The following is a 25885-nucleotide window of genomic DNA, read 5'->3' on the forward strand; positions in this document are numbered from 1 at the left end:
ACATTGAGATCGAAAATTACATTCCTCTCATTTTCTTATAGATTGGTCTTAAAGCATCTGCTTTCTCTTCCATTCTTAAAATATCATAAATATTTAAAAGAGATTTTACAGTATCTTCAGAACGACTAATACTATCAGCCTTTTCTAAAAAAGGTAAAGCTTCTCTATATAATTCTTTTTGCTTTCCTTGTAATTCATCATACTTTTTAAAGTTTGATAAATTTTCGTTCATTTCATCTACAATTGCCTGCTCACCAGATAAAATTGCAACAGCTAAATTCATATAAGCATCTCCATATTCAGGATCTAATTCAATTGCTTTTTTGTAGTAACCAATTGCTTCTTCTTTTTTACCTTCATTTTGATTTACAACTCCTAAGTTGAAAAATAATGTTGGGTTATTTGGATCTAACTCTATAGCTTCTTTCATTAAAGTTCCAAACTTCTGCATATCTTTCAGCTGTATATATAATTGAGCTTCATTTAAAATTAAGTTTAAATCTTTAGGATCGTTTTCTCTTGCTTTTTTGATTGCAACAATTGCTTCATCCGTTTTACCTTGAGCAATTAAAATGTAACCAATATTTTTTACAATATCTGCTTGTCTTGATTTTGTTGGCACATCTTCTGGAGCAATATAATCGCCAGATTTTACCATTAAATCTCTTTGCGTCTTTCCTCCTAGATTTTCTTTAACTCCTGTTTCTTTGTTAGTTGCCATATACTGCATAGTAACACCTGTATAACCTAACTCTTGAAGCTTGTTATAATAAGCTAAAGAAGAATCATAATCTTTTTGCAAAGAAGCACTTACTGCTGCATTATAAAGAAAAGTAGTATCTGAAGGACTTAGTTGATACGTTAAATAAAAGTTTTCAGTAGCAGTTTTATAATCTTTAGTTTCATTATAAGCTTTTAGTGCTTTTTGAGATACAAACTGAGTAAGCTCAATAACTTTATTTTTAGCTTCACTTGTATATCTAGATTTTCTAGTTGCTTTCTCAAAATCAAATAAATTATTGTAAGCTTCTACTGCCTTTTTAACATCAGTTTTACCATAAACTTGCCCTTTTAGAAAGTAATATTTTCCCTTATACTTATCTTCCATAGAACCTTCCATACTTTCTATAGACTGAATAGCAGTTCTAGCTGTAGCTATATCATTCTTTTTAAGTGCTTTTTCAGCAACTTTTAGTTCGTTTTTTTGCGCAGATACTCCAATCGTCATCAATCCTAAAGAAAGCGCTAATATTTGTTTTTTCATTTTGTTTCTGTATTAAATTTGTTTTCTATTCTTGATTATCACTTGTATTATTTTCAATATTCGTGCCATTTTCAGTTTCATCTGCAGACTCTTCTTCTGCTTCTTCTTCATGAACAACTTTGGCTACTGCAGCAATACTATCATCATCTTTAATATTAATTAAACGAACACCTTGTGTTGCACGCCCCATAACTCTTAAGTCTTCTACTGCCATTCTAATTACTAAACCAGATTTGTTAATAATCATTAAATCGTTAGAATCATCTACGTTTTTAATGGCTACTAAATTACCTGTTTTTTCAGAAATATTTAACGTTTTTACACCTTTACCTCCTCTGTTTGTAATTCTATAATCTTCTAGGCTAGAACGTTTACCATATCCTTTTTCAGAAACCACTAAAATGTTACTTTCCATATCATTTACAGCAACCATACCAATAACTTCATCGTTTTCATGTTGCAGAGTAATACCCCTTACACCAGATGCAGTTCTACCCATTGGTCTTGTTTTAGCTTCTTCAAATCGAATTGATTTACCTGAAGCTAGAGCTAACATTACTTGGCTATCACCAGTTGTTAATTTAGCTTCTAAAAGTTCATCACCTTCCTTAATAGTAATTGCATTAATTCCGTTTGTTCTTGGTCTAGAATATTGCTCTAAGGATGTCTTTTTAACTTGACCTTTTTTAGTGGCCATAATTACGTAATGGCTGTTGATGTACTCTTCGTTCTTTAAATCTTGTGTAACTAAGAATGCTTTAACTGAATCATCTTGCTCAATATTGATTAAGTTTTGCATTGCTCTTCCTTTCGTGTTTTTACCACCTTCTGGAATTTCATAAACTCGCATCCAAAATACTTTACCCTTTTGAGTAAAGAACATCATATATTGATGATTGGTACCTACAAATAGATGTTCTAAGAAATCCTCATTTCTAGTAGTAGCGCCTTTTTGACCTCTACCTCCTCTATTTTGAACTTTGTATTCATCTAGATTTGTACGTTTTAAGTAACCTGCATTAGAAATGGTTACTACCACTTTTGTATCTGGAATCATATCTTCAATACGCATATCACCACCAGCATACTCTATAGTAGATCTTCTTTCATCTCCATATTTCTCTTTGATGTGTAATAACTCGTCCTTAATTATTTGATAACGTCTAGGCTCGTTGGCTAAAATATCTTTTAAGTCAGCAATCGTAACCATAATTTCATCAAACTCAGCTCTTAATTTGTCTTGCTCTAGACCCGTTAATTGACGTAAACGCATTTCTACAATTGCCTTAGCTTGAATTTCTGTCAATTCGAAACGCTCAATTAAACTAGCTCTTGCTTCATCTGCATTAGAAGATGCTCTAATAATTTTAATTACTTCATCAATATTATCTGATGCAATTATTAATCCTTCTAAAATATGTGCTCTAGCTTCTGCTTTCTTTAATTCATATTCTGTTCTACGAACAACAACCTCATGCCTGTGTTCAACGAAATAATGAATAAGTTGTTTTAAATTTAATTGTTCAGGTCTACCATTAACTAACGCAATATTATTTACACTAAAAGAAGTTTGTAATTGCGTATATTTAAATAATTTATTTAAAACGATGTTAGGAATTGCATCACGTTTTAACACGTAAACAATTCGCATACCATTTCTATCAGATTCATCTCTAATATTGGCAATACCAGATATTTTTTTCTCGTTAACCAAGTCAGCAGTTTTCTTAATCATGTCTGCTTTATTCACTTGGTAAGGAATTTCAGTAACAATGATACACTCACGCCCTTTTACTTCTTCAATAACCGCTTTTGCACGCATTACAATACGTCCACGACCTGTATGAAAAGCATCTCTTACTCCATCATAACCATAAATAATTCCACCTGTTGGAAAATCTGGTGCAGTAACATGTTGCATTAACTCATCAATCTCAATATCTCTATTTTCTATATAGGCTACAGTACCATTAATAACTTCTGTTAAGTTATGAGGAGCCATATTTGTAGCCATACCTACTGCAATACCAGAAGCGCCATTTACCAATAAGTTAGGTATACGAGTTGGTAACACAACAGGCTCCTGCAAAGTATCGTCAAAATTTAAAGAATGATCTACAGTATCTTTTTCAATATCTGCCAACATTTCTTCAGAAATTTTCTGCATTCTAACCTCAGTATAACGCATTGCTGCAGGAGAGTCACCATCTACAGAACCAAAGTTTCCTTGCCCATCAACCATCATATAACGCACACTCCAATCTTGTGCCATTCTTACCATAGAGTCATATACAGAAGTATCTCCATGAGGATGATACTTACCTAAAACTTCACCTACAATTCTTGCAGATTTTTTATACGCTCCAGTTGCCTTAATTCCTAATTCGTGCATACCATATAAAACCCTTCTATGAACTGGTTTTAAACCATCTCTAACATCTGGTAATGCTCTAGATACAATTACAGACATTGAATAATCAATGTATGCAGATTTCATCTGTTCTTCTATGTTAATTGGAATTAACTTTTCGCCTTCTGCCATATATATTTTATTATTATTTAATCAAAAATTTAAAACAAGGCAAGATACTGTTTCTAATGCTTTTTACAAAGATTATAACGTCTCTAAACCCTCTTAGTTATCAACATTTTTTGATAATTTTTAACACTATTATACTTGTTTGATTTCCAATTGTTTTCTACCTTGTAATGGTAGTCAAACTGTCAGTTTTAAAGCATTGGCATCTTTTTTGTAATAATCTCAAAAAAAAAGGACTAAATTTACAACACATCAATTTTAGATAGAAAGAAATATGGACGATAATTTTTCACCAAAAGTTAGAGATGTAATCACTTTTAGTAAAGAAGAGGCTTTAAGATTAGGGCACGAATTTATTGGAACTGAACACCTTTTACTAGGATTAATAAGAAAAGGCGAAGGTAAAGCTATTGAGATATTAACAGCGTTTGATGTTGATTTAACTTTGCTAAGAAAAAAATTAGAACAATTAAACCCTGCAAACCCAACGTTTGTAGAGAGTACAGATAAACCTAGCTTGCGTTTAACAAGACAAGCTGAAAAAGCGTTAAAAACAACTTTTTTAGAGGCTAAGTTATATCAAAGTGATGCTATAGATACAGCACATTTATTGTTGTGCGTTTTAAGAAACGAAAATGACCCAACAACTAAATTAATTCAGAAATATCATGTAAACTATGATGAAGCAAAAGCTTTATACAAACAATTACATGTAGACGAAGTTGATGCTGATTTACCAGTAAACCCTATTGCAGAAACACCTTCTGATGATGAATATGCTTCAGAAAAATCGAATCCTTTTGATCAGCCCCAGAAAAGCAAAGCTTCAAAAAAATCTAAAACTCCAGTTTTAGATAATTTTGGTAGAGATTTAACAGATTTGGCGGAAAATGGGAGGCTAGATCCTGTTGTTGGGCGTCAAAAAGAAATAGAGAGAGTTTCTCAAATTTTAAGTCGTAGAAAGAAAAACAACCCAATGTTAATTGGAGAACCAGGTGTTGGTAAATCTGCTATTGCAGAAGGTTTAGCTTTACGAATTGTAGATAGAAAAGTATCAAGAATTTTATTTGATAAGAGAATAGTATCTCTAGATTTAGCTAGTTTAGTTGCTGGAACAAAGTACAGAGGTCAGTTTGAAGAAAGAATGAAAGCCTTAATGAACGAATTAGAAAAGAATGATGATATTATTCTTTTTATTGATGAAATTCATACAATAGTTGGTGCAGGTGGTGCTACAGGTTCTTTAGATGCATCTAACATGTTAAAACCAGCTTTAGCAAGAGGTGAAATACAATGTATAGGTGCCACAACTTTAGATGAGTTTAGAACAAATATTGAGAAAGATGGTGCTTTAGAACGTCGTTTTCAAAAAGTAATTGTAGACCCAACCTCTGTTGAAGAAACTATTCAGATTTTACAAAATATAAAAGGGAAATACGAAGAACATCATAATGTAGATTTTACAGACGATGCTATTGAAGCATGTGTAAAATTAACTAATAGATATATGACTGATAGATATTTACCAGACAAAGCTATTGATGCTTTAGATGAGGCTGGATCTAGAATTCATATTACCAATATCGTTGTTCCGAAACAAGTTTTAGAGTTAGAATCTCAATTAGAAATAATTAGAGATAAGAAAACGAAAGCTGTGAATGGCCAAAAGTACGAAGAGGCTGCTAAGTTGAGAGATGATGAAAAGAATATGGAGGCTGCTTTAAACTCTGCTCAAAAACAGTGGGAAGATGATTCTAAATTAAATAGAGAAATCGTTACCGAAGATAATGTTGCAGAAGTAGTTTCTATGATGACAGGTATTCCTGTGAATAGAGTTGCAGAAGCAGAAAGCCACAGGCTACATGAACTACCTTCTTTAATTAAAGGTAAGGTTATTGGACAAGATGAAGCTGTTACGAAAGTTGTTAAAGCTATTCAAAGAAATAGAGTTGGTTTAAAAGACCCGAACAAACCTATTGGTTCATTTATTTTTTTAGGTCAAACTGGTGTTGGTAAAACACAACTAGCAAAAGTACTGGCTCGTGAATTATTTGATTCTGATGATTCTTTAATTAGAATTGACATGAGTGAATACATGGAAAAGTTCGCAATTTCACGTTTAATTGGTGCACCTCCAGGTTACGTTGGTTATGAAGAAGGAGGACAATTAACAGAAAAAGTGCGCAGAAAACCTTATTCAGTTATCCTATTAGATGAAATTGAAAAAGCGCATCCAGATGTGTTTAATATGTTATTACAGATTTTAGATGATGGTCATATTACAGATAGTTTAGGTAGAAAAATTGATTTTAGAAATACGATAATTATCATGACATCTAATATTGGTGCTCGTCAATTAAAAGACTTTGGTGGTGGAGTTGGTTTTGGAACTGCTTCTAAAAAAGAACAAGCAGACGCACATGCAAAATCGGTAATTGAAAGTGCATTGAAAAAATCTTTTGCACCTGAATTTTTAAATAGAATTGATGATGTAATTGTTTTCAACGCTTTAGAAAGAGAAGATATTCATTCAATTATCGACATTGAGTTAGACAAATTATTAAATAGAATCTCTGATTTAGGGTATACTTTAAATCTAAGCGAAAAAGCTAAAGATTATATAGCAGACAAAGGATTTGATAAAAAGTATGGAGCAAGACCTCTTAAAAGAGCTATCCAGAAATATATTGAAGATGCTTTGGCTGAAGAAATTGTGAATTCTAAATTAACTGAGGGTGATACAATAGCCATGGATTTTGATGAAGCTAAAGACGAGCTTACCATTAAAATTAAAAAAGGCAAGAAAAAACCTGAAACAAGAACAGAAAGTGAATCTTAAAATAAAAAATCCCAAATTGTAAAATTTGGGATTTTTTTTATGCTTGACCTGTTGGCCCAAAATTCATCGGAATTGGAGGTTGCTCATAATCTTTGATATCTCCATTTTGTTGCTCGAACTTTTTAATATTATCAGCTAACGCTTTAGATAATCTTTTTGCATGTTGTGGAGTTAATATAATTCTAGACTTCACTTTTGCCTTAGGCACCCCAGGCATTATATTTATAAAGTCTACAATAAACTCAGATATTGAATGATTTATAATTGCCAAATTTGAGTATGTTCCTTCAGCTACATCTTGGCCTAATTCAATATTTAATTGGCCGTCTTTATTATTATTTTCTTCCATCAGTTTTAATTATTTAAATAAAAGTACAAAAAATAAAAAAGTTGAATTGAATACTGTAAAATAATTACAATAAACAATTCAACTTTAAATTATAAACGTTTAAACGTTATGTATTAGAAACTTTGTTCTATTTCATCTTTTGGTCCAACAATTACTTTATCATAAGATCTCATTCCTGTACCTGCTGGTATTTTCTTACCTACAATTACATTCTCTTTCAATCCTTCTAAAGTATCTATTTTACCATTTACAGCTGCCTCATTTAATACTTTTGTAGTTTCTTGGAAAGAAGCCGCAGAAATAAATGATTTCGTTTGTAAAGATGCTCTTGTAATACCTTGTAATACTTGTTCTGCTGTTGCTGGTCTTGCATCTCTTGCAGTAACTAAGTTATTGTCATTTCTTCTTAATAAAGAATTCTCATCTCTTAATTGACGTGCAGTGATTATTTGACCTGGCTTTAAATTCTCAGAATCTCCAGCATCTTCAACAACTTTCATTCCGTAAATTGCATCGTTTTCTTCAATAAAGTCATTCTTGTGAATCAATTGATTCTCTAAGAAAAGAGTATCTCCTGAATCTATAATTTTAACTTTACGCATCATTTGACGAACAACAACTTCAAAATGTTTGTCGTTAATTTTCACACCTTGTAAACGATATACTTCTTGTATTTCATTTACTAAGTATTCTTGTACTGCAGATGGCCCTTTAATTCTTAAAATATCAGAAGGTGTAGTAGCACCATCAGATAATGGCATACCAGCTTTGATAAAGTCATTTTCTTGAACTAAAATTTGATTAGAAAGCTTTACTAAATATTTGCTAATCTCACCTGTTTTAGACTCAACAATAATTTCTCTATTACCTCTTTTAATTTTTCCGAAAGAAACAACACCATCAATTTCTGAAACTACAGATGGGTTAGAAGGATTACGTGCTTCAAATAATTCTGTTACACGTGGTAAACCTCCTGTAATATCACCTGCTTTACCAGATTTTCTAGGAATTTTAACTAATGTTTTTCCACTTTCTACAACATCTCCATCATCAACCATTAAGTGAGCACCTACTGGTAAACTGTAAGAACGTAATGCATTACCATCTTCATCTTCAATAATTAAAGATGCAATGATTTTTTTGTTCTTAGAATCTGTAATTACTTTTTCTTGGAAACCTGTTTGTTCATCAATTTCTACAGCATAGTTCATACCTTGCTCTAAATTGTCGAACTTAACTCTACCATTAAACTCAGAAACAATTACACCATTAAATGGATCCCATTGTACAATAACATCTCCTTTTTTGATTGATTTTCTATCTTTATCAAAAATGATAGAACCATAAGGTAAAATATTTGTACTCTGAGTGATATCAGTTTTCTTATCAATAATTTTAATTTCAGCAGTTCTCGAAATTACGATATCTACTTCATTACCTTCATTATCTTTACCAACTACAGTTCTTAAATCATCGATAACAACTTTACCATCAAATTTGGCAATTAACTTATTCTCTTCTGATATGTTACCTGCAACCCCACCAACGTGGAATGTACGTAATGTTAACTGTGTACCTGGCTCTCCAATAGATTGTGCTGCAATTACACCAACTGCCTCACCAATTTGTACTTTGTTACGCGTTGATAAACTTAAACCATAACATTTTGCACAAATACCTCTAGAAGATTCACAAGTTAATGCAGATCTTACTTCTACAGAATCAATACCTGATGCTTGTACAGCATCTGCTAATTGAGAAGTAATAGATTGATTTGCTTCTAATAATAATTCTTCTGTAACTGGGTGATAAACATCGTTTAAAGAAATACGACCTTCAATTCTGTCTGATAAAGACTCTACAATCTCATCGTTTTTCTTTAATGGAGCAACTTCTAAACCTCTTAATGTACCACAATCTTCTTCGTTAATAATAACGTCTTGAGATACATCTACTAATCTACGTGTTAAGTAACCAGCATCTGCCGTTTTTAAAGCGGTATCTGCTAATCCTTTACGAGCACCGTGAGTTGAGATAAAGTATTCAAGAATTGATAAACCTTCTTTAAAGTTAGAAAGAATTGGGTTCTCGATAATTTCTCCACCTCCAGCAGTAGATTTTTTCGGTTTTGCCATTAATCCACGCATACCTGTTAACTGACGAATCTGTTCTTTAGATCCACGAGCTCCAGAATCAAGCATCATATATACTGAGTTGAATCCTTGTTGGTCTTCACGTAAATTTTTCATAGACAATTCAGTTAATCTGTTGTTGGTAGAACCCCAAACATCAATTACCTGATTGTAACGCTCTTTCTGCGTTAACATACCCATATTATAGTTACCTACAATACCATCTACTTCTTTGTTTGCTTCATCAATCATGGCTTGCTTTTCTTTAGGAATAATAATATCACCTAATGAGAAAGACAATCCACCTTGGAATGCAAACTTATAACCCATATTTTTAATTTCATCTAAGAAAGCACCTGTTGTAGGAATATCTGTAGCTTTTAAAATACCACCAATAATTCCACGTAAGTTTTTCTTAGTTAAAACTTCATTTATATATCCAGCTGCAGCAGGAACTTTTTCATTAAATAAAACTCTACCTACAGTAGTTTTTATAATCTTAGTTACTTGCTCTCCATTTTCAATATCTTGAGTTCTAACTTTAATAGATGCATTTAAATCTACTTTTTCTTCATTGAAAGCTATTGTAACTTCTTCTGGAGAATAGAAAGTTAAGCCCTCTCCTTTAATTGGCATTTCTGGAGTAGATATTCTTTCTTTGGTCATGTAATATAATCCAAGTACCATATCCTGAGAAGGTACAGTTACTGGAGCACCATTTGCAGGGTTTAAGATATTATGAGAAGCCAACATTAATAATTGTGCTTCTAAAATAGCTTCTGGTCCTAATGGTAAGTGAACAGCCATTTGATCTCCATCAAAATCCGCATTAAATGCAGAACATGCTAATGGGTGTAATTGTATAGCTTTACCTTCAATTAATTTTGGTTGGAAAGCTTGAATACCTAGTCTGTGTAAAGTAGGAGCCCTGTTTAATAATACTGGGTGACCTTTAATTACGTTCTCTAAAATATCCCAAACAACTGGTTCTTTTCTATCAATAATTTTCTTTGCAGATTTAACTGTTTTTACAATTCCTCTTTCAATTAGTTTTCTAATTACAAATGGCTTGTAAAGTTCAGCTGCCATATCTTTTGGCAATCCACATTCAGACAATTTCATTTCTGGTCCAACAACAATTACAGAACGTGCAGAATAATCAACACGCTTACCCAGTAAGTTTTGACGGAAACGACCTTGTTTACCTTTTAATGAATCTGATAAAGATTTTAAAGGTCTGTTAGATTCAGTTTTTACTGCTGATGATTTACGTGTGTTATCAAATAATGAATCTACTGATTCTTGTAACATACGTTTTTCATTACGTAAAATAACTTCTGGAGCTTTTATTTCAACCAATCTTTTTAAACGATTGTTTCTAATAATAACTCTTCTGTATAAATCATTTAAATCTGAAGTTGCAAAACGTCCTCCATCTAATGGAACTAAAGGTCTTAATTCTGGTGGTATAACCGGAATTGCCTTCATAATCATCCACTCTGGATTATTTTCTCTATTCTTTTGAGAATCTCTAAATGCTTCAACAACGTTTAAACGCTTTAAAGCTTCTGTTTTTCTTTGCTTAGAAGTTTCAGTATTTGCTTTATGTCTTAATTGAAATGATAATTCATCTAAATCAATTCTAGCTAATAAATCAATTAAACATTCAGCACCCATTTTAGCGATAAACTTGTTTGGATCTGAATCGTCTAAATATTGATTTTCTTGTGGTAACTCATCAACAATATCTAAATATTCTTCTTCAGTTAAGAAATCCATTTTTTGTAATGGCTCTCCTTCCACATTTTTTGCAATACCTGGTTGAATTACTACGTATCTTTCGTAGTAAATAATCATATCTAACTTTTTAGAAGGTAAACCTAAAAGGTAACCCATTTTGTTAGGTAATGATCTAAAGTACCAAATATGAGCAACAGGCACTACCAAATTGATATGCCCAACTCTATCTCTACGTACTTTCTTTTCTGTAACTTCTACACCACATCTATCACAAACAATACCTTTGTAACGAATTCTTTTGTACTTTCCACAGGCACATTCATAATCCTTAACAGGACCAAAAATACGCTCACAGAATAAACCATCTCTTTCTGGTTTGTGTGTACGATAATTTATAGTCTCTGGCTTTAAAACTTCACCTTTAGAAACTTCTAAAATAGCTTCTGGTGATGATAAACCAATTGAGATTTTGTTAAACTTTTTTACAGTGTACTTTTCTTGTTTTCTTGCCATGTCTTTTAATAAGTATTCAGTTGGCAGTATTCAGTTTTCAGTAACGAATGCTACTGAAAACTGGTTACTGAAAAAATTTATTCTTCTAATCTAACGTCTAATCCTAAACCTTTAAGTTCATGCATTAATACGTTAAACGATTCTGGTAAACCTGGTTCTGGCATAGCTTCCCCTTTAACTATACTTTCGTATGTTTTAGCTCTACCCATTACATCATCAGATTTTACAGTTAAGATTTCTCTTAAGATACTTGATGCTCCATATGCCTCAAGTGCCCAAACTTCCATCTCTCCAAAACGCTGACCACCAAACTGTGCTTTACCTCCTAATGGTTGTTGTGTAATTAAAGAATATGGTCCTATTGAACGAGCGTGCATCTTATCTTCAATCATGTGCCCTAACTTAATCATATAAATGATACCAACTGTTGCTGGTTGATCGAAACGTTTTCCAGTTCCTCCATCATATAAATAAGTGTGTCCAAATCTTGGTACTCCTGCTTCATCTGTAATTTCATTAATCTGATCTAAAGATGCTCCATCAAAAATAGGTGTTGCATATTTAGTTCCTAATTTCTCACCTGCCCAACCTAGAACAGTTTCATAAATTTGACCAATGTTCATACGTGAAGGTACCCCTAATGGATTCAATACAATATCTACAGGTGTACCATCTTCTAAGAACGGCATGTCTTCTGCTCTTACAATACGTGCTACAATACCTTTGTTTCCATGACGTCCAGCCATTTTATCACCCACTTTTAACTTACGTTTTTTAGCGATGTAAACTTTAGCTAATTTTAATATTCCTGCTGGTAATTCATCTCCAACTGAAATTGTAAATTTCTGACGTCTTAAAGAACCTTGTAAATCATTAACCTTAATCTTATAGTTGTGAACTAATTCACCAACTAAAGCATTTAAGTCACTATCAGTTGTCCAAGAACCTGTTAAGTGAACATAATCGTCTACTGAGTTTAACATTTTAAGCGTATATTTTTTACCTTTTGGTAAAACTTCTTCTCCTAAATCGTTAAAGACCCCTTGAGATGTTTTTCCACTAATTAAAGTAAATAACTTCTCAATTAACTCGTCTTTTAAACCTTCGAATTTAGAAACAAAAGATTGTTCTAAAGTAGCCACTGCTTCTTTATCTCTAATTCTTTTGTTTTTATCTTTTACAGCTCTTCTAAATAATTTTTTATCAATTACTACACCTCTTAATGATGGAGAAGCTTTTAATGATGCATCTTTTACATCACCTGCTTTGTCACCAAAAATTGCACGTAATAATTTTTCTTCTGGAGTTGGGTCAGATTCTCCTTTTGGTGTAATTTTACCAATTAAGATATCACCAGGATTTACTTCTGCTCCAATTCTAATCATTCCATTTTCATCTAAATCTTTTGTAGCTTCTTCAGAAACGTTAGGAATATCATTAGTTAACTCTTCAGTTCCTAATTTTGTATCTCTAACATCTAAAGAATACTCATCAATATGAATAGATGTAAATATATCTTCACGAACTACTTTTTCAGAAATCACAATTGCATCCTCAAAGTTATACCCTTTCCAAGGCATAAAGGCTACTTTCATGTTTCTACCTAAAGCTAATTCTCCTTTTTGTGTTGCATAACCTTCACAAAGTACTTGACCTTCTTGAACTCTATCACCAGTTTCTACAATTGGCTTTAAGTTAATAGATGTACCTTGATTGGTTTTTCTAAATTTAATTAAGTCATAAGATACTTCATCAGAATCAAAACTTACTAGTCTTTCTTCATCTGTTTTATCATACCTAATTGTAATTTTATTTGCATCTACATAAGTTACTTCACCTTCACCTTCTGCATTAATTAAAATACGTGAATCTTTAGCAACTCTTCTTTCTAATCCAGTACCAACAATTGGCGATTCTGGTCTTAATAATGGCACTGCCTGACGCATCATGTTTGATCCCATCAATGCTCTGTTGGCATCATCATGCTCTAAGAAAGGAATTAAAGATGCAGAGATAGAGGCAATTTGGTTTGGTGCAACATCCATATAATCAATCACTTCAGGATTAACTACTGGGAAATCACCTTCCTCACGTGCAATAACTCTATCTAAAACAATGCTACCATCTTCTTTAAGTTCTAAATTAGATTGCGCAATTTTCTTACCCTCTTCTTCTTCAGCACTTAAATAGATTGGCTCTTCACCTTCAACAATTCCATTGTTTACTTTTCTATAAGGAGTTTCGATAAATCCTAAATTATTCACTTTCGCAAAAACAGAAAGCGAAGAAATTAGACCAATGTTTGGTCCTTCAGGTGTTTCAATCGGACATAAACGACCATAATGTGTATAGTGTACATCACGAACCTCGAAACCTGCTCTTTCTCTTGATAAACCACCTGGCCCTAATGCAGATAATCTACGTTTGTGGGTAATCTCAGCTAATGGATTTGTTTGATCCATAAATTGAGATAATTGATTGGTACCAAAGAAAGAATTAATTACCGATGATAATGTTTTTGCGTTAATTAAATCAATTGGAGTAAACACTTCATTGTCACGTACATTCATACGCTCACGAATTGTTCTCGCCATTCTTGCTAAACCAACACCAAACTGACCTGCTAATTGCTCACCCACAGTTCTTACACGTCTGTTAGATAAGTGATCAATATCATCTACTTCTGCCTTAGAGTTAATTAACTCAATTAAATATTTAATGATAGTTATAATATCTAATTTTGTCAATACCTTTTGATCTATAGGCTCATTTAATTGAAGTTTGGTATTCATTCTAAAACGACCAACTTCTCCTAAATTATATCTTTGTTCAGAGAAGAATAATTTATCGATAATACCTCTTGCAGTCTCTTCATCTGGCGGTTCTGCATTACGTAATTGTCTATAAATATGCTCTACAGCTTCTTTCTCTGAGTTTGTAGGATCTTTTTGTAAAGTATTGTGAATTATAGCATAGTCAGCCATATGATTATCTACTTTATGTAGTAAAATCGTCTTAGCTCCTGCCTCTATAATTTCATCTATATGTTCTTTTTCTAAAACTGTATCACGATCAAAAATAATTTCATTTCTCTCAATAGATACAACTTCTCCTGTATCTTCATCTACGAAATCTTCATGCCAAGTTTTTAAAACTCTAGCAGCCAATTTACGACCTAATACTTTTTTAAGACCTGCCTTAGAAACCTTAACTTCCTCAGCAAGGTCAAAAATTTCTAAAATATCTTTATCTCTTTCAAAACCAATTGCTCTGAATAAAGTAGTTACAGGTAATTTTTTCTTTCTATCAATATAAGCATACATTACTTGATTGATATCTGTTGCAAATTCTATCCAAGATCCTTTAAAAGGAATTACTCTTGCTGAATACAACTTAGTTCCATTTGCATGGAATGATTGACCAAAGAATACACCTGGAGATCTGTGTAATTGCGAAACCACAACACGCTCAGCACCATTGATTACAAAAGTACCTGAATTTGTCATGTAAGGTATTGTACCAAGATAAACATCTTGTACAATTGTTTCAAAATCTTCGTGTTCTGGGTCTGTACAATATAATTTAAGACGTGCTTTTAAAGGAACACTGTGTGTAAGACCTCTTTCTATACATTCTTGGATTGAATATCTTGGTGGGTCTACAAAGTAGTCTAAAAATTCTAATACAAATTGATTTCTTGTATCTGTAATTGGAAAGTTATCCATGAAGGTTTTGTATAAACCTTCTTCTCCTCTTTCTTCTGCCTTAGTTTGAAGTTGGAAAAAATCTTGAAAAGATTTTACCTGAATATCCAAAAAGTCTGGATATTCTTTAATCATTTGAGAAGTAGCGAAGTTGATTCTTTCAGTAGTGTTTTTCGTTGCCAAAAGAGAATATTTTTTTTGATTAAAATATGAATTAAAATAAAGAACGAATATATACACAAAATGGTTTAGGCCTAAAAACCTTAGTTCTTAGTACCTAAACCTAAATTTGTTTTCTCGATTTCGATATCACTGTTCGAAACTCGAGAAGTAAAAGCTTATTTAAGCTCTACCTCTGCTCCTGCTTCTTCTAAAGATTTTTTAAGACCTTCAGCCTCATCTTTAGATACACCTTCTTTGATTGGAGCTGGTGCGCTATCTACGATACCTTTAGCATCTTTTAATCCTAAACCAGTTAATTCTTTAACTAATTTTACAACTGCTAATTTAGAAGCACCTGCTGCTGTTAAGATAACATCAAATTCAGTTTGCTCATCAGCTGCATCATCACCACCACCTGCTGCTGGTCCTGCTACTGCTACTGCTGCTGCTGCTGGCTCAATACCATACTCATCTTTTAAAATAGTAGCTAATTCATTAACTTCTTTTACTGTTAAGTTAACTAATTGTTCTGCGAAATCTTTTAATTCTGCCATTTTAATTGTTTTTAAAATTTTGTGTTTTATTATAGTTTATTTGTGCGCTTATTCTTTTTCAGATAAAGTTTTAATAATACCTGAAAGTGTTTGTCCTCCTGATTGTAATGCTGAAATAACATTCTTAGCAGGTGACTGTAATAATCCAACGATTTCACCAATTAACTCTTCTCTAGATTTAATATCTACTAAAGCATCTAATTGATCATCACCAATGTAAATAGATTCTTCTGCAAAAGCTCCTTTTAAAATAGGCTTCTTAGATTTCTTTCTAAATTCCTTGATTAATTTTGCTGGTGCATTAGCTGCCTCAGCAATCATCATTGATGTATTACCTTTTAATGTTGTTGGAAGATCACCAAAATCTTTATCTGATGCCTCCATTGCTTTCGCAAGTAATGTATTTTTAACAACTGATAACTGAACTCCTGCTTTGAAACATGCTCTTCTTAAATTAGAAGTAGTTTGTGCATTTAATCCAGAAATATCTGCTAAATAAAGTGTATTTGTATCTGCTAATACTGCTGTTAAATCTTGTATTACTTGTGATTTCTCTTCTCTAGTCATAATTATAAGTTTTAACGTATTAAACAGTTTTCACTTCAACAGGTATACTAGGACTCATAGTACTAGACATAAAAACGCTTTTTACATACGTTCCTTTTGCTGTTGTAGGTTTCAATTTAATAATTGTTTGGATTAATTCATTTGCATTCTCTTCAATCTTCTTAGCATCGAAAGATACTTTTCCAATTGCAGCATGAACAATACCAGTTTTATCTACCTTAAAGTCGATTTTACCAGCTTTAACATCTGTTACTGCTTTAGCAACATCCATAGTTACTGTACCTGTTTTTGGGTTAGGCATTAAACCTCTAGGACCTAAAATTCTTCCTAATGGACCTAATTTACCCATTACACTAGGCATTGTAATAATTACATCAACATCTGTCCAACCTCCTTTAATTTTCTGAAGGTATTCATCCAACCCAACGTAATCAGCACCTGCTTCTTTAGCTTCTGCTTCTTTATCTGGAGTTACTAATGCTAAAACTTTTACATCCTTACCAGTTCCATGAGGTAAAGTTACTACACCTCTAACCATTTGATTAGCTTTACGCGGATCTACTCCTAAACGAATCGCTAAATCTACAGAAGCATCAAACTTTACATTAGTAATGTCTTTGACTAGCGCTGAAGCAGCTGCTAAATCATAAGATTGAGTATTATCAACCTTAGCGTAAGCTTCCTTTTGCTTTTTTGTTAATTTTGCCATTTTACTACTTTTTATAAAGTTATGCTGGTGCATTCCCTTTTACCGTTAATCCCATAGAACGTGCTGTACCTGCTATCATTTTCATTGCTGAAGTTACTTCAAAGGCATTTAAATCTACCATTTTGTCTTCTGCAATTACTTTAATCTGATCCCAAGTAACTGATGCTACTTTCTTCCTATTTGGTTCTCCTGAACCTTTTTTAATTTTGGCCGCTTCTAGTAACTGAACTGCTGCAGGAGGAGTTTTTACAACAAAATCAAACGATTTGTCTTTGAAAACAGTAATAACCACAGGTAAAACTTTACCTTGCTTATCTTGCGTTCTTGCATTGAACTGTTTACAAAACTCCATAATGTTAACACCAGCAGCTCCTAAAGCGGGTCCAACCGGCGGCGATGGATTCGCTGCGCCTCCCCTTACTTGTAATTTAACTACTTTACTAACTTCTTTTGCCATTTTAAAAATGTTTAATGATTTATTTTAAGTTGGAAGCCAAAAAATAAATCGATATATATCTGTGTAACAATTATATCTTTTCTACTTGCATATAACTTAACTCTAATGGTGTTTTTCTTCCGAATATTTTCACCATTACTTCAAGCTTACGCTTTTCTTCATTTACTTTTTCTATAGTACCATCAAAACCGTTAAATGGACCATCTACAACCTTAACAGTTTCTCCAACATTATAAGGAATTGCAATATTTTCATCCTGTACAGAAAGTTCATCTACTTTACCTAGCATTCTATTAACTTCTGACTTTCTCATAGGAACAGGTTCACCACCTTTTACCTCACCAAGAAATCCAATAACTCCAGTAATCGCTTTGATAACATGCGGAACCTCACCAGATAAATTAGCCTCAACCATAATGTAACCAGGGAAATAAACTCTCTCTCTATTCACCTTCTTACCATTCCTGATTTGAACAACCTTTTCAGTAGGGACTATAACTTGATTAACATAATCTGATAAACCTACTCTAGAAATTTCTGTTTCTATATAATTTTTTACTTTATTCTCTTGTCCTCCAATGGCTCTAACAACATACCATTTCATTACCGAATCAGCCATAGTTAATTATTAAAATAATTTAAAAAAGTTATCTAACCCTGTTTGAAAAACATAATCAATACCTGCAACAGCTAAAGCAAACACAATAGTAAATACTGCCACTGTAACTGTAGTTTTCTGCGCATCCTCCTTAGAGATCCATGTCATATGGTTGCTAAGCTCATCAAAAGAGTCTTTGATATATTGAATAAAGTTCATATTACTATATTTTTATTTGCACGGGCGGAGAGATTCGAACTCCCGACAGCTGGTTTTGGAGACCAGTGCTCTACCGCTGAACTACGCCCGTTTCTTATTCATTGATAAAGGTATTCCGTAAAAAACGGAATACCTTTATAATTTTGAAATAATAAAACTAATAAATTTATTAGTCTAATAATTCAGTTACTTGACCTGCACCTACAGTTCTACCACCTTCACGGATTGCAAAACGTAAACCTACATTTAATGCAATTGGTTGAATCAAGTCAACTGTGATTGTTAAGTTATCTCCTGGCATTACCATCTCAATACCTGAAGGTAAATTAATAGTACCTGTTACATCCGTAGTTCTAACATAAAACTGTGGACGATAGTTATTATGGAATGGAGTATGACGTCCACCTTCTTCTTTCTTAAGAACATAAACCTCTGCCTTAAACTTAGCATGAGGAGTTACAGAACCTGGCTTACAGATTACCATACCTCTTTTAATATCTTCTTTAGCAATACCTCTTAATAAGATACCAGCGTTATCTCCAGCCTCTCCTCTATCTAAGATTTGACGGAACATTTCGATACCAGTAATAGTAGATGACATTTTTTCAGCACCCATACCAATAATATCAACAACATCACCTGTATTTGCAATACCAGTTTCGATACGACCTGTAGCAACAGTTCCACGACCAGTAATTGAGAATACATCCTCAACAGGCATTAAGAAATCTTTATCAACTTCTCTTAACGGCTCTTCAATCCAAGCATCAACTTGCTCCATTAATTCTAAAACAGTATTAACCCATTTTTCCTCACCATTTAAAGCTCCTAAAGCAGAACCTGAAACTACAGGACCATTATCTCCATCATATTCATAGAAAGATAATAATTCTCTTACTTCCATATCTACTAACTCCAGTAACTCTTCATCATCCACCATATCAACTTTGTTTAAGAAAACAACGATACGAGGAATACCTACCTGACGACCTAATAAGATATGCTCTCTAGTTTGTGGCATTGGACCATCTGTTGCAGCAACAACTAAAATAGCACCGTCCATCTGTGCAGCACCTGTTACCATGTTCTTTACATAATCCGCGTGACCTGGGCAGTCAACGTGAGCATAGTGACGATTAGCTGTTTGATATTCAACGTGAGAAGTGTTAATTGTAATACCTCTTTCTTTTTCTTCTGGTGCATTATCAATCTGATCAAAAGATCTAGCTTCAGAGAATCCTGCATCAGCTAATACTTTAGTAATAGCCGCAGTTAAAGTTGTTTTACCGTGATCTACGTGTCCGATAGTACCAATATTTAAGTGTGGTTTCGAACGGTCAAAAGTTCCTTTTGCCATAATTATTGATTTTAATTCTTAGTTTAAATATATTTAGTGTCTAATAATACTTTTTAAATGAGCCAATGATGGGATTTGAACCCATGACCTCATCCCTACCAAGGATGCGCTCTACCAACTGAGCTACACCGGCTTTGTTGATCTTTTAGAGCGAAAGACCGGGTTCGAACCGGCGACATTCAGCTTGGAAGGCTGACGCTCTACCAACTGAGCTACTTTCGCAAAAATGTAAATTGTGGGGAGAGCAGGATTCGAACCTGCGAAGACATAGTCAACGGAGTTACAGTCCGTCCTCGTTGGCCGCTTGAGTATCTCCCCTCAAACTTACTATTTTAATGAACTTTTGTTTCTTTTATTAGAGCCGATGGAGGGACTCGAACCCACGACCTGCTGATTACAAATCAGCTGCTCTAGCCAGCTGAGCTACATCGGCTTTTAGTTGAAAAAAACAACCCGCTATTTCTAACGGATTGCAAATGTATAAAGTTTTTTTAAATTCCAAAACTTTTTATTATTATTTTTTTATTTTTTTATGAAATTAAAGAATCTCTTAATTTCTCTTTCGATTTCTTTAACTGCCTCTTTAAATTATCAACCGCTGAATTGATGCCTTCTTCAAAGGTTTTTGTTTCTCTTTTTACCATTAATTCACTTCCAGGAATATTAATTTTAACTTCTGTAATTTTATTTTCTTTATCGCTTGTATTTTGAACTTTTAGAAAAACTTCTGCATCAACAATTTTATCATGAAACTTTACAAGGCTCTCTACTTTTTTCTCAGCGAAACTGATTAACTTACTATCTGCATTGAAATTGACTGATTGGGTAAATACTTTCATAATCTATTCATTTTTTTTGCTCTTAGGATGAGCTTGGTTATACACTTGTTTAATCGCATCTAAACTATTGTGAGTGTAGACTTGAGTAGAAGCTAAAGAGGAATGCCCTAACAACTCTTTAACAGAATTTAAATCTGCCCCCTCATTCAGCAAATGAGTTGCGAAAGAGTGCCTCAGCATATGTGGACTCTTTTTTACTTTTGAGGAGACTTTACTAAAGTAGGAATTTATAACTCTATAAACAAGGGTTTCATATATTTTGTTTCCTTTCTCTGTAATGAATAAGTATTCCGAATTATTACTTATATTCTTTCTGTGACCCAAGTAAAGATTCAGAGTCTTTAAAACTGAATTTAAAATTGGCACCAACCTTTCCTTATTTCGCTTTCCTAGGACTTTTAAAACGTTGCTGCCACTATTTATGTCTTTTAATTGAATATTTATCAACTCAGCCCTTCTAATACCTGTAGAATAGAAAATTTCTACCATTAATTTATTTCTAATAGAAACAAAACTATTTTCTGTATTTGACTCCAATACAGTTGCTACCTCTTTTTGAGAAAAAGGCACCTGCACTTTTTTTGCAACTTTTAAGGCTTTATGCTTTTGCAGTGGATTACTTTTTATCTGCTCTGTTTTTTGGAGAAACTTATAAAATGATTTTAACGAACTAATTTTTCGGTTAATTGTTCTATTTGAAATCTCCTCTTCAACCAAACTTACAATCCAACTTCTTATTTGCGAATAATTTACTTCTAGCAAATCCTCTTGATCAAAATTTATTCGGATAAAACTTTTAAAAGAATTTAAATCTTTTTGATAGGCAATTACAGTATGTTTTGAGTAGTTTTTCTCATGAGATAAATAATCTAAGAAGGCTTTAATCAAAATTATTCTTTTTGTGTAGAGGATAAATTTACAAAAATAGAAGCATAAAAAAACTCGTATCAAAAGAATTGATACGAGTCTAGTTTTATTTGAGGTTAATTGACTAACCTACTTCTTCTTGTGTTCTTAATCTTTGAACGTAAGAAGCTTTTATTCTTTGAGCTCTTTTAGCTACTGAAGGCTTTGTAAAGTTTTTTCTGTTACGTAAGTTCTTCATCGTCTTTGTTCTGTCGAATTTTCTCTTATAACGTTTTAAAGCTCTATCTATATTCTCTCCTTCTTTTACAGGTATAATTAACATAAGTTGGCACCTCCCTTCATAAGTATCTTAAATATTTTAATTGCAGTTAAACTGCTGATTTGTAATTTTTGGACTGCAAATGTACTTATAAAAAATGAAATACAAATTTTTATATGACTTTATTTTAGAGTTGCAATTTGCGCTAGGGATTGAAATGGCATCCTTTTTTGTTTTTCTCAAAAAAGATATAATGAAAAGCCCGACCTTTAGGTAACGCTCTAATAAATAAAAAAGCACTCCTATTTTCTTTTACCAAAAATCTGAGTGCTTTCTTAATATTATCCGAAAACAAACTAGCTCACAAAAAAAACTATCTTGCTGGTTTATACTCCTTTTTATCAATTACCATTTTTGCGATAATCTTAGGATTATTTTCGCAAAAAGCTAATTTAAAATATTACGTTGCTGGTTTGTATTCCTTTTTATCAATTACCATTTTTGCGATAATCTCTTTTAAAATTTCTGATGTACCACCACCAATTGGACCAAGTCTACTATCTCTTAATAAACGAGCCATAGGATATTCTTCCATATAACCATAACCTCCTAACAATTGAAGAGCATCGTAAATAACTTCATCTGCTATTTTTGTAGACAGTAATTTAGACATACTAGCTTCTTTAACCACGTAAGTACCTTGATCTAATCTTTTGGTAATAGAATAGTTATACTCTCTACACATATCTACTTTACTCGCCATTTCTGCAACTTTATGTCTTAAAGCTTGAAACTTGTCTAAGGATTTACCAAATGCGATTCTTTCTTGCATATATTGCATTGCATAATCTACTGCAAACTCCGCTCTTGCATGTGCATTAACACCCATTATTAAGCGTTCTAATGCAAAATGTTGCATAATATAAGGGAAACCCAAACCTTCTTCTCCCATCAAATTTTCAGCAGGAATTTCTACATTATCAAAAGCGATTTCTCCTGTATCTGATGCTCTCCAACCTAATTTATCTAATTTGGTTGCTGAAATTCCTTTAGAATCTCTATCTACAACAAAAATACTTATTCCTTTATACTTATCTGAAGGATCTGTTTTTGCAGCTACAATTAAGTAATCTGAATAAACTCCGTTTGTTATGAATGTTTTAGATCCGTTTAAAATATACTTATTTCCTTGTTTAACAGCAGTAGATCTCATACCTGCTACATCTGAACCACCAAATGGTTCTGTAATACATAAACAGCCAATCTTATCTCCTTCTACACTAGGCACCAAATACTTTTCTTTCTGTTGCTGATTACCTTCTTTATTCAAATGTGTCATGGCTAAATATTCATGAGCCCACATTGCAGCAGCAAAACCACCTGAGTTAATTTTTTGTAATTCTTCTAGAAAAATCACAGTATAAAATAGATCTAAATCCATACCTCCAAACTCTTCTGGGGTAGACAAACCAAAGTAACCCATTTCACCAAACTTCTTCCAGATGAAACGCTCTATAGAACCTGTTTTCTCCCATTTTTCTATATGAGGCACAACTTCTTTTTGTAAAAAATCTTTGAAACTAGCACGAAAAGCTTCATGCTCTTCAGTAAAATACATACTGCTCATTTGAAGTGAATTTTTAATTATTATTCAGCTATCAAATATAAGACTATTCTATCATATTTATCTAAAGGAAACCCTTTGATATTTTTTAATTCTGATATGTTTTGAAGCTCTGCAACTTCATCTCTATAATTAAATATTTTCTTACACAACTCATAATCTATATACGGATTTTTGAGTAACTGCTTGAACTCAACAGTATTTACATTCTGTTTTTTAATTACAGGTAATTCAATTATTTTAAAAACGGCTAATACTTTATCTGCGATTTCTGGCTCTAAACCCCAAACTTCATACAATTGAGATGGGTATGAAAAACCTTGTAATTTAGAACGATACTTAATAATTCTTTCTGAGAATGATGGCCCAATTCCGTTTATAGACCTTAAATCTTCAGCTGTTGCTTTGTTTATATCATTAGTAGACAATTTGTAAGCAACTGTTTTATCAGTTGAATTAGCATTATTAGACCTATTTTTATTTTGATTTTGCTTTAGTGCGTTATTTCTTTTTACCACCCAATCTGGAAATTTAAAATAGGGTGAAATTTTGTTTAATAAGGAATCCGAAACTTTAGTAATCTTTTGAAAATCTTCTTTTGAATTTATAAATTTATTCGATTTTCTAAAAGCGTGCAACCTATCAATCTCTTCTAGAGACATGCCCAATTGTTCGCCTTTAAAATCTGAAATATAATTTGGATTAAAAGGATATATTTTAGGCTTTCTATTTTCAATTTCAACAATTTTTAAACTATCAATTCTATGTTGAAAAGCAATTAAATCATTATCATTTATAGTTACCTTTTCTTCAGACGAAAAAGGTTTAAAAAATATGAAGACCTGTAGAATTGCTATTAAAACAACTAAAAGAAAAATCCCATTTCTTTGGCTTTTGTTATACCAGAAATGGGATTTAAATATTTTCATAAAACTAAACCTTATGCTTCGCTACTTTTAATAGCATTCATGTATTTTTTTAGCTCTTCTTTTACTTTAGGAGCTAATATTATTAGACCTATCATGTTTGGAACCATCATTGCAAAAACCATAGCATCAGAGAAACCAATTACTGATCCTAAACTTGCTGCAGCACCAATTACTACGAATATACAAAAGATCACTTTATAGGTATATTCCATTTTTTTAGATCTACCAAATAAATAAACCCAACCTTGAAAACCATAGTAAGACCATGAAATCATTGAACTAAATGCGAACAATACAACAGCAACTGTTAATACATATGGAAACCATGATATAGATGATGCAAATGCACTTGACGTTAATAAAATTGCTTGAGCATCATTTGCTGGTGGATTTAATGGATCTACAAAACCAGTAATAATCAATACTAAAGCTGTCATTGTACAAACAACAACAGTATCTATAAATGGCTCTAATAATGCAACCATACCTTCACTTGCAGCATACTTTGTTTTTACAGCTGAGTGTGCAATAGATGCAGAACCAATACCTGCTTCATTAGAGAAAGCTGCTCTTCTAAAACCTTGAATTAAAACTCCAACTGCACCACCTGCAATTCCTTCAGGGCTAAATGCTCCATTAAAAATTTGACCAAATGCAGCTCCAATCATATCATAGTTTGCAAAAATTACAAATAATGCAGCACCTACATAAATAGCTACCATGAAGGGTACAATTTTATCTGTAACTTTAGCAATTTTCTTAATACCACCAATAATTACAATACCTACTAAAACAGCCATGATTAAACCAAACAACCATCCTTTACCTGCTAAAACAGACTCATTACCTCCTGTTATATTTTGTACTAATTGAAATGCTTGATTTACTTGAAACATATTACCACCTCCAAATGAACCACCAATTACGAATATGGCAAATGCACCTGCTAAAATTTTACCTAATACTTTAGATTTTAAACCTTTAGTTAAGTAATACATTGGTCCACCATAAACGGTTCCATCTGCAGCAATATCCCTATATTTAACCCCTAAAGTACATTCTACAAATTTAGAAGCCATACCTAAGAAACCAGCAATTATCATCCAAAAAGTTGCTCCTGCTCCACCAATTGAAACTGCAATTGCAACTCCAGCAATGTTACCTAAACCAACTGTAGCAGAAAGTGCTGCTGTTAATGCTTGGAAATGAGAAACCTCTCCATCATGACCTTCAACTCTTACAGTGTCAGGGTTATCACCTGTATCTGTGGTAGACACATTACCATCTACTTCTATTGCTTTTGCTTCACCTTTTCCTTCTAAACCATCGTATTTACCTCTTACAATATTTACAGAAGTAAAGAAACCTCTAAAGTTGATAAAATTGAAATAGAAAGTAAAATACATAGCTCCTAATATTAGAGGGAACAATACCCAATAAATGCTAATTGTATCTGTAAATGGAATTTGATAAAAAATAAAGTCTACGAACCATCCTGTTGCGCTACCAAAAGCTTCATCAATTTGCTGATCTAAGCCTTTTTCTTGGGCGATTGTAAATAATGGAACTGCTAAAAAAAGTAATGAAAGAAATTTTTTCTTCATAATATATCTATGTTAGATTTTGAATTAGTAAGGCGCAATATCTTAAAAAATTGAAGTTTT

The 25885-nt window shown here is 32.6% G+C and carries 19 protein-coding genes and 5 tRNA genes; 1 reads left to right on the forward strand and 23 read right to left on the reverse strand.

What is annotated here, in order from left to right; translation table 11 throughout:
* Positions 1–16: 16 nt before the first annotated feature.
* Positions 17–1264: a tetratricopeptide repeat protein gene (locus MED152_RS04740; protein WP_015480724.1), complete on the reverse strand. Its 1248-nt coding sequence runs from the start codon at positions 1262–1264 to the stop codon at positions 17–19.
* A gap of 25 nt (positions 1265–1289) precedes the next feature.
* A complete protein-coding gene (gene gyrA, locus MED152_RS04745) occupies positions 1290–3806 on the reverse strand; it encodes a DNA gyrase subunit A (RefSeq protein WP_015480725.1) in 2517 nt (838 codons plus the stop codon).
* Between the two features lie 271 nt (positions 3807–4077).
* Between gyrA and MED152_RS04750 the strand changes: the two genes are divergently transcribed.
* Positions 4078–6642, forward strand: a complete 2565-nt coding sequence (locus tag MED152_RS04750; protein ID WP_015480726.1) for an ATP-dependent Clp protease ATP-binding subunit — start codon at positions 4078–4080, stop codon at positions 6640–6642.
* Between the two features lie 37 nt (positions 6643–6679).
* Here the strand turns inward: MED152_RS04750 and MED152_RS04755 are convergent, their stop codons facing one another.
* The 21 genes from MED152_RS04755 to MED152_RS04855 form a co-directional block, all read right to left on the reverse strand.
* Positions 6680–6991, reverse strand: coding sequence for a DUF3467 domain-containing protein (locus tag MED152_RS04755; RefSeq protein ID WP_015480727.1), 312 nt, complete (start codon positions 6989–6991; stop codon positions 6680–6682).
* Between the two features lie 113 nt (positions 6992–7104).
* Complete coding sequence (gene rpoC, locus MED152_RS04760) at positions 7105–11376, reverse strand: DNA-directed RNA polymerase subunit beta' (RefSeq protein ID WP_015480728.1); 4272 nt, start codon at positions 11374–11376, stop codon at positions 7105–7107.
* Between the two features lie 77 nt (positions 11377–11453).
* The gene (gene rpoB, locus MED152_RS04765) at positions 11454–15215 is read right to left on the reverse strand and encodes a DNA-directed RNA polymerase subunit beta (protein WP_051058597.1); all 3762 of its coding nucleotides are present in this window, start codon (positions 15213–15215) and stop codon (positions 11454–11456) included.
* 203 nt (positions 15216–15418) lie between these two features.
* Positions 15419–15796, reverse strand: coding sequence for a 50S ribosomal protein L7/L12 (rplL, locus tag MED152_RS04770; protein WP_015480730.1), 378 nt, complete (start codon positions 15794–15796; stop codon positions 15419–15421).
* A gap of 48 nt (positions 15797–15844) precedes the next feature.
* Positions 15845–16363, reverse strand: a complete 519-nt coding sequence (gene rplJ, locus MED152_RS04775) for a 50S ribosomal protein L10 (protein WP_015480731.1) — start codon at positions 16361–16363, stop codon at positions 15845–15847.
* A 19-nt stretch (positions 16364–16382) separates the two neighbouring features.
* Entirely contained in the window at positions 16383–17072 is a 690-nt protein-coding gene (gene rplA, locus MED152_RS04780) for a 50S ribosomal protein L1 (protein ID WP_015480732.1), read from the reverse strand.
* Between the two features lie 19 nt (positions 17073–17091).
* Complete coding sequence (rplK, locus tag MED152_RS04785; RefSeq protein WP_015480733.1) at positions 17092–17529, reverse strand: 50S ribosomal protein L11; 438 nt, start codon at positions 17527–17529, stop codon at positions 17092–17094.
* 70 nt (positions 17530–17599) lie between these two features.
* A complete protein-coding gene (gene nusG, locus MED152_RS04790) occupies positions 17600–18148 on the reverse strand; it encodes a transcription termination/antitermination protein NusG (RefSeq protein ID WP_015480734.1) in 549 nt (182 codons plus the stop codon).
* A gap of 9 nt (positions 18149–18157) precedes the next feature.
* A complete protein-coding gene (secE, locus tag MED152_RS04795) occupies positions 18158–18346 on the reverse strand; it encodes a preprotein translocase subunit SecE (RefSeq protein ID WP_015480735.1) in 189 nt (62 codons plus the stop codon).
* 19 nt (positions 18347–18365) lie between these two features.
* Positions 18366–18437 (reverse strand) — tRNA-Trp (locus MED152_RS04800).
* Positions 18438–18515: 78 nt separating this feature from the next.
* Entirely contained in the window at positions 18516–19703 is a 1188-nt protein-coding gene (gene tuf / locus MED152_RS04805) for an elongation factor Tu (RefSeq protein WP_015480736.1), read from the reverse strand.
* A 60-nt stretch (positions 19704–19763) separates the two neighbouring features.
* Positions 19764–19836 (reverse strand) — tRNA-Thr (locus tag MED152_RS04810).
* A 16-nt stretch (positions 19837–19852) separates the two neighbouring features.
* Positions 19853–19925: transfer RNA gene (locus tag MED152_RS04815), tRNA-Gly, on the reverse strand.
* A gap of 14 nt (positions 19926–19939) precedes the next feature.
* Positions 19940–20021, reverse strand: a tRNA-Tyr gene (locus MED152_RS04820).
* Positions 20022–20062: 41 nt separating this feature from the next.
* Positions 20063–20136 (reverse strand) — tRNA-Thr (locus MED152_RS04825).
* Between the two features lie 97 nt (positions 20137–20233).
* Positions 20234–20542: a ribosome-associated translation inhibitor RaiA gene (gene raiA, locus MED152_RS04830; RefSeq protein WP_015480737.1), complete on the reverse strand. Its 309-nt coding sequence runs from the start codon at positions 20540–20542 to the stop codon at positions 20234–20236.
* A gap of 3 nt (positions 20543–20545) precedes the next feature.
* The gene (locus MED152_RS04835; RefSeq protein ID WP_051058598.1) at positions 20546–21433 is read right to left on the reverse strand and encodes a tyrosine-type recombinase/integrase; all 888 of its coding nucleotides are present in this window, start codon (positions 21431–21433) and stop codon (positions 20546–20548) included.
* Between the two features lie 100 nt (positions 21434–21533).
* The gene (rpsU, locus tag MED152_RS04840) at positions 21534–21731 is read right to left on the reverse strand and encodes a 30S ribosomal protein S21 (protein WP_015480739.1); all 198 of its coding nucleotides are present in this window, start codon (positions 21729–21731) and stop codon (positions 21534–21536) included.
* A 397-nt stretch (positions 21732–22128) separates the two neighbouring features.
* Positions 22129–23295 (reverse strand): acyl-CoA dehydrogenase family protein, encoded by a 1167-nt coding sequence (locus MED152_RS04845; RefSeq protein ID WP_015480740.1) that lies wholly within the window; start codon positions 23293–23295, stop codon positions 22129–22131.
* A 20-nt stretch (positions 23296–23315) separates the two neighbouring features.
* The gene (locus MED152_RS04850; RefSeq protein ID WP_015480741.1) at positions 23316–24221 is read right to left on the reverse strand and encodes a helix-hairpin-helix domain-containing protein; all 906 of its coding nucleotides are present in this window, start codon (positions 24219–24221) and stop codon (positions 23316–23318) included.
* Between the two features lie 11 nt (positions 24222–24232).
* On the reverse strand, positions 24233–25825 hold the full coding sequence (locus MED152_RS04855; RefSeq protein ID WP_015480742.1) for a sodium:alanine symporter family protein: 1593 nt from the start codon (positions 25823–25825) through the stop codon (positions 24233–24235).
* Positions 25826–25885 lie beyond the last annotated feature (60 nt).

The organism is Polaribacter sp. MED152, assembly GCF_000152945.2.
Lineage (GTDB): Bacteria > Bacteroidota > Bacteroidia > Flavobacteriales > Flavobacteriaceae > Polaribacter.